The organism is Rhizobacter sp. (genome assembly GCF_031412075.1).
Classification (GTDB): Bacteria; Pseudomonadota; Gammaproteobacteria; order Burkholderiales; family Burkholderiaceae_C; genus Rhizobacter.
In genome coordinates this window covers 1-6368 of sequence record NZ_JANOCG010000486.1, presented here as the reverse complement: position 1 = coordinate 6368, position 6368 = coordinate 1, and the positions used below count along the sequence as shown (strand labels likewise).

Annotated in this window: 8 protein-coding genes and 1 pseudogene; all 9 read right to left on the bottom strand. The window is 67.0% G+C overall.

What is annotated here, in order from left to right; genetic code table 11:
- Window positions 1-89: pseudogene (locus RMO40_RS18155) on the bottom strand (biopolymer transporter ExbD); the annotation flags it as partial.
- 18 nt (window positions 90-107) lie between these two features.
- Window positions 108-935 carry a MotA/TolQ/ExbB proton channel family protein gene (locus RMO40_RS18150; protein WP_309724416.1) on the bottom strand — a complete coding sequence of 276 codons (828 nt, stop codon included), beginning with the start codon at window positions 933-935 and terminating at the stop codon, window positions 108-110.
- Between the two features lie 35 nt (window positions 936-970).
- A complete protein-coding gene (locus RMO40_RS18145; protein WP_309724414.1) occupies window positions 971-1618 on the bottom strand; it encodes a TonB family protein in 648 nt (215 codons plus the stop codon).
- Window positions 1619-1846: 228 nt separating this feature from the next.
- The gene (locus RMO40_RS18140; RefSeq protein ID WP_489660192.1) at window positions 1847-2560 is read right to left on the bottom strand and encodes a uracil-DNA glycosylase; all 714 of its coding nucleotides are present in this window, start codon (window positions 2558-2560) and stop codon (window positions 1847-1849) included.
- Complete coding sequence (gene trpC, locus RMO40_RS18135; protein WP_309724412.1) at window positions 2557-3345, bottom strand: indole-3-glycerol phosphate synthase TrpC; 789 nt, start codon at window positions 3343-3345, stop codon at window positions 2557-2559. Before trpC ends, RMO40_RS18140 begins: the two co-directional genes overlap by 4 nt.
- Window positions 3346-3347: 2 nt before the next feature.
- On the bottom strand, window positions 3348-4382 hold the full coding sequence (gene trpD, locus RMO40_RS18130) for an anthranilate phosphoribosyltransferase (protein ID WP_309724410.1): 1035 nt from the start codon (window positions 4380-4382) through the stop codon (window positions 3348-3350).
- Between the two features lie 7 nt (window positions 4383-4389).
- Window positions 4390-5400, bottom strand: coding sequence for a low-specificity L-threonine aldolase (gene ltaE, locus RMO40_RS18125; protein ID WP_309724408.1), 1011 nt, complete (start codon window positions 5398-5400; stop codon window positions 4390-4392).
- Window positions 5397-5981 carry a glutamine amidotransferase-related protein gene (locus tag RMO40_RS18120; RefSeq protein ID WP_309724406.1) on the bottom strand — a complete coding sequence of 195 codons (585 nt, stop codon included), beginning with the start codon at window positions 5979-5981 and terminating at the stop codon, window positions 5397-5399. The genes ltaE and RMO40_RS18120 overlap by 4 nt, the downstream gene beginning before the upstream one ends.
- The coding region (locus tag RMO40_RS18115) for a chorismate-binding protein (RefSeq protein WP_309724404.1) at window positions 5982-6368 on the bottom strand (387 nt) is incomplete at its 5' end.

The window sequence follows — 6368 nt, the reverse complement described above, 5'->3', positions numbered from 1 at the left end:
ACCAGCATCACATCCACCAGCGGGGTCGTGTTGATGCTCGCCACCACCTCGTCTTCGTCGCCGACGGGGGCGCCTACGTTCATCGCCATGCTGTGTCTCCTGGCCGCTCAGCGCGCTGCCTTGGCGGCACCGAGCAGCACGCCGTGCAGGTCGGCACCGAAGCTGCGCACCGATTCCATCGTGGTCTTGTTGCGGCGAACCAGCCAGTTGTAGCCCAGCACCGCCGGCACAGCCACCGCCAGGCCAATGGCCGTCATCAGCAGCGATTCGCCGACCGGGCCGGCCACCTTGTCGATCGACGCCTGGCCGGCGACACCGATGGCGGTCAACGCATTCAAGATGCCCCACACGGTGCCGAACAGGCCGACAAAAGGTGCCGTGGAACCTACCGTGGCCAGCACCGCCAGGCCGTCCTGCAGGCGGCTTTGCACACTCTCGATGGCGCGCTGCACGCTCATGCCGACCCAGGTGTTGCGGTCGATGTTGGCGGTGAGCTCGCCCGCGTGATCCTTGCCGGCATCAATGGCCGTCTCGGCGATGAAGCGGAACGCGCCGCCCTGCGGCAAGGTGTCGACCCCGGCGCTGAGGCTGGCCGACTTGAAGAAGCTCAGTCGCGCCTTCCGCGCCTGAGCCGCGATCTTGAAACTTTCGTACAGCTTGGTGACGAGGATGTACCAGCTCGCCGCACTCATGATCACCAGGATGATCAAGGTGCCGCGCGCCACCACGTCGCCCTGGGCCCAGAGGTGCTTCAGGTCATACGGGTTCTCGACGGTTTCCTTGGTCATGGCGCCCGCTGCAGGCGCGGCCACGATGGCGGGCTCAGCGGCCGGTGCGCTGGCGGGCACCTGTGCCCATGCAGGCGCAGCCAGCGCCGCGCCGGCGGCCAGCAGGGTCGTCGCGAGAAGACGGTTGAATTGCTTGAAGAGAGACATGCTGTTTTCCCAATGGATGAAAGTCAATGACCGCGTCACTGCGTGTTGAAAACGAGGGGCACCTGCACACCGGCAATCTCTTGCGGCTGTGCGGTGCACTTGAACTGCGCCACCGTCTCCAGGCTGTGCCGGTTGAACACCCGGTGGGTCGAGCGCAGGATCGTGGCGTTCTTCACCTGGCCGTCGGTGCCGATGCTGAAAGACACCAGCACCTCGCCCGCATCGATCTGCGCCTTCAAGGCCTCGCGTGGGTAGCCGGCGGCCTGCATCACCTGCTTGTAGCCGGGGCAGCTCACGCCGACCGAAGGCGCTGCGGGCGCAGCCGGTGCCGGCGCGGCAGCGGGCGCCATCGGTGTCACCACGGTCGTGGGCGGCGCTTCGGCCGCGGCCGTGATGGTGGGCTGCGCCTGCTGCGGCGCCGCCACCTGCACCTCGGGCGGCGGGATGAAGGGCGGCGGGGGCGCATCCAGCTTCGGGGGCGGCTGCACCGCCACCTCGGGCGGCGGTGGCGGTTTGACGATCTCTTCGATCACCCGTGTGTCGATGGGGGCGCGCACCACATCGACCACCTTGCGGGCCAGGCCGCTCATCAGGGCGTAGACCAGGGCGGCGTGGAACAGCACGACAAAACCCACGCCAAGCAGGTTGCGGCGAGGGTCGGCCTGGGCGCGTGAAAAATCCATGCTTCGAAAACTCCGGCAGACTGGGTGGCAGGCCGAAGTACCACCGGCCTATAAAACAAAACCAGTCTAGTACCAGTAATACCAATATGTCAATTGGTATGTCATCTGAAGAAGGTGTTCCAAAACAATGGGTTGGCCTGACGGTCGTGAGCAAGCCACGGCCGGCACGCCGCTTTCCGGCCGCTCACCGGCGTCGCATCAGCAAGTTCAATACCAATCAAAGGCCAGCTAGGCGAGCCAGTTGATGGCGCCTCCTCGCGTGGCGAGGAAGGCATTGGCCGCCCCGAAGTGGCCATTGCCGATGAAGGGCACCGGCGGGCGCCGGGCCGACAGCGGCGAGGGGTGGTTGGACTTGAGCGCCAGGGTGTCTTGCGGCACCCCGGCATGGGCTGCGATCAGCGGCTCGAAGCGTTGCGCGTGCGCGCCCCAGAGCAGGTAGACACAGGGCTTCGAACGTGACGCAACGGCTTGCAGCAGGCGTTCGGTCAGGCCTTCCCAGCCCTTGCCGGCGTGGCTGGCGGCGGCGCCATCTTCCACCGTCAGCGTGGTGTTGAGCAGCAGCACACCCTGCTTCGCCCAGGCCGAGAGGTCGGTGCGTGCCGGCGCGCGCCCGAACTCGCGCTGCAACTCGTTGAAGATGTTGCGCAGGCTCGGTGGCGTGCGTGTGCCGTCGGGCACTGAGAAGGCGAGGCCGTGGGCCTGGCCGGGGCCGTGGTACGGGTCTTGGCCGAGGATGACGACGCGCACCTGGTCGAGCGGCGTGAGGTCCAGCGCGCGGAGCACCTGCGCGGGGTACACCGTGGCGCCTGCCGCGACACGCGTGTCCACGTGCGCGATCAAGGCCCGAGCGGCCGGGGTCTGGCGCCACGCATCGACCACCGGGTGCCACGCAGCCGGCACCTCGTCGAACAGGCGCGCCAGCGGTTGGGCGAGCGAACTCACTGGAACAGATCAGCGAGCGCGGCGCCCGGGTCCGGTGCACGCATGAAGGCCTCGCCGACGAGGAAGGCGTGCACGTCGGCCGAGCGCATGCGCTGCACGTCGGCGCGGCCGAGGATGCCGCTTTCGGTGACGAGCAGGCGATCGGTCGGCACGCGTGGCAACAGGCCGAGCGTGGTGGCTAGCGTCACCTCGAACGTGCGCAGGTTGCGGTTGTTGATGCCGAGCAGCGGTGTCTTCAACTTCAGCGCGCGGTCCAGTTCATCGCCGTCATGCACCTCGACCAGCACCGCCATGCCGAGCTCATGGGCCTGGGCTTCGAGGTCGGCCATCTGCTTGTCGTCGAGGCAAGCGGCGATCAGCAAGATGCAGTCGGCACCCATCGCACGCGCTTCGAACACCTGGTAGGCGTCGACCATGAAATCCTTGCGCAGCACCGGCAGCGCACAGGCCGCACGCGCTTGCTCCAGGTAAGCCGTGGCGCCCTGGAAAAACTGCACGTCGGTCAGCACGCTCAGGCAGGCCGCACCACCACGCTCGTAGCTCGCGGCAATCTCCGACGGCACAAAATGCTCACGCAGCACGCCCTTGCTGGGACTGGCCTTCTTCACCTCGGCGATCACTGCCGCGTGGCCGGCGGCGAGCTTGGCGCGCATCGCGCCAGCGAAGTCACGCACGTCGGTGCGCGCTTCGGCCTCGCGGCGCAATGACGCCAGGTCACGTTTCACCCGCGCCGCTGCGATCTCTTCGCGCTTGACCGCAACGATCTTGTCGAGGATGTTGCTCATGTTCAGGCGGCCTTGAACTGCTGCGTGGCCGCGACGAACTGGCTGAGCTTTTTCATCGCGCCACCCGAGGCCACCGCTTCACGGGCTCGCTTCACACCTTCGCCGACCGACGACGCCACATTGGCGCAATAGAGCGCCGCGCCGGCGTTGAGCAGCACGATGTCGCGCGTCGGCCCGTCTTCATTCGCAAAGGCGCGCTGAATGCATTGCACCGACTCGGCCTTGTTGGCGACCTTGAGCACACGCGTGTCGTAGACCGGCATGCCGAAGTCGCTCGGGTGCACCACGTACTCGCGCACCTCGCCGTTCTTCAGCTCACCGACCAGCGTCTCGCCAGAGAGCGAAATCTCGTCCATGCCATTCATGCCATAGACCACCATCACATGCTCCGAGCCCAGGCGCTGCAGCACGCGCACCTGGATGCCCACCAGGTCGGCATGGAACACGCCCATCAGCTGGTTGGGCGCGCCAGCCGGGTTGGTGAGCGGGCCCAGGATGTTGAAGAAGGTGCGCACGCCCATCTCCTTGCGCACCGGGCCGGCGTGTTTCATCGACGCATGATGGTTGGGCGCAAACATGAAGCCGATGTTCGTTTGCTCCAGGCACTGCGCCACCTGCTCGGAGTTCAAGTTGACGTTGGCGCCAAAGGCTTCGAGCACGTCGGCGCTGCCGGTGCTCGACGACACGCTGCGCCCGCCATGCTTGGCCACACGCGCGCCCGCGGCAGCGGCCACGAACATCGCGGCGGTGGAGATGTTGAAGGTCTGTGCTGCATCGCCGCCGGTGCCACACAGGTCGACCAGGTTTGTCTTGTCGGCGATGGCCACCGGTGTGGCGAACTCGCGCATCACCTGCGCAGCGGCGGCGATCTCGCCGATGGTTTCCTTCTTGACCCGCAGGCCCATCGCAAAGGCCGCGATCATCACCGGCGACATCTCGCCACTCATGATGCGGCGCATCAGCGTCAGCATCTCGTCGTGAAAGATCTCGCGGTGGTCGATGACGCGAGCCAGGGCTTCGGTGTTGGTGATGGTCATGGCAGGCTCAGGCGTTGAAGTGCTCGCGCACGGCGGAGATGGTGCGGTCGATGCCGGCGGCATCGACGTCGAGGTGGGTGACGAAGCGCAAGCGGTACAGGCCCGTGCTCAGGATGCCGCGCGACTTGAGGTGCGCCAGCAAGGCGGCCGCACGCTCGGGCGCCACGTCGACGAACACCATGTTGGTTTCGGGGGGCTCGACCGTCAGGCCCGCGATGCCCTGCAGGCCTTGCGCGAGTCGCCGGGCCAGGGCGTGGTCTTCGGCAAGGCGTTCGACGTGGTGGTCCAGCGCATGCAACGCGCCCGCTGCCAGCACGCCAGCCTGGCGCAGGCCGCCGCCCAGCATCTTGCGCCAGCGGTGCGCGCTCTTGATCAGCGCCTTGGAGCCGCACAGGGCCGAGCCGACCGGCGCGCCCAGGCCCTTGGAAAAGCACACCGACACCGAATCGACATGCCGAGTGAGCTCGTGCACCGGCACGCCCAAAGCCGCCGCGGCGTTGAAGACCCGCGCGCCATCGAGGTGGGTGGCCAGGCCGCGGCTGCGGGCCAGTGCGGTCGCGTCGGCCATGTAGGCGAGCGACAGCGCCCGGCCGCCCAGGGTGTTTTCCAGGCAGAGCAGACGGCTCTTGGCAAAGTGCGCGTCGTCGGGCTTGATGGCGGCCTCGATGTCGGCCAGCGCGAGCGTGCCGTCGCTCTGGTGCTCGAGCGGCTGCGGCTGCACGCTGCCCAGCACCGCCGCACCGCCGGCTTCCCAGCGGTAGGTGTGGTGCATCTGGCCGACGATGTACTCGTCGCCACGGCCGCAGTGCGACATGATCGCCGCCAGGTTGCTCTGCGTGCCACTGGTGACGAAGAGCGCGGCCTCCTTGCCGGTGAGCGCGGCCATGCGCTCTTGCAGCGCGATGACGGTGGGGTCGTCGCCGAACACGTCGTCACCCACCTCGGCACGCGCCATCGCCTCGCGCATCGCCGCGGTGGGCCGGGTCACCGTGTCGCTGCGCAAGTCCACTGTCTTCATGGCCGCAGATCCAGAAAGTTCTTCAACATCGCATGCCCGTGCTCGGTGAGGATGGACTCGGGATGGAACTGCACCCCTTCCAGCGGCGTCTTCGTGCCGGCCAGCGCGGTGTGGCGCACGCCCATGATCTCGTCGTCTTGCGAGGTCGAGGTGATCTCCAGCTCCTTGGGCAGCGAAGCACGTTCAATCACCAGCGAGTGGTAGCGGATGACGGTGAACTGCTCCGGCAGGTCGCTGTAGACCCCCCGCTTGTCGGTATGGATCACATCGGTCTTGCCGTGCATCTGCGTCTTGGCGCGGATGATCTTGCCGCCCAGCGCGGCGCCGATGGCCTGGTGGCCCAGGCACACGCCGAGGATGGGCAGCTTGCCGGTGAAGTGCTTGATGCTGTCCACGCAGATGCCGGCTTCGGCGGGGGAGCACGGGCCGGGTGAGAGCACCAGCTTGGCGGGCTTCAATTCGGCAATGCCTTCGAGGGTGATCTCGTCGTTGCGGAACACGCGCACGTCTTCACCCAGCTCGGCGAAGTACTGCACGAGGTTGAACGTGAAGCTGTCGTAGTTGTCGATCATGAGCAGCATTTAGAAGCCCTCCTCGACGAGTTCGGCAGCACGAAGCAGCGCACGCGCCTTCGCCTCGGTTTCCCGCCACTCCATCTCGGGCACCGAATCGGCAACCACGCCGGCGGCCGCCTGGACGTACAGCACCTGGTCCTTGACGATGCCGGTGCGGATGGCGATGGCCACGTCCATGTCGCCAGCGAAGCTCAGGTAGCCGCAGGCGCCGCCATAGATGCCGCGCTTGACCGGCTCGAGCTCGTCGATGATCTGCATCGCGCGCACCTTGGGCGCACCGGTCAGCGTGCCGGCGGGGAAGGTGGCGCGCAGCACGTCGAGGTTGCTGGTGCCGGGCTTGAGCAGGCCTTCGACGTTGCTGACGATGTGCATGACGTGGCTGTAGCGCTCGAT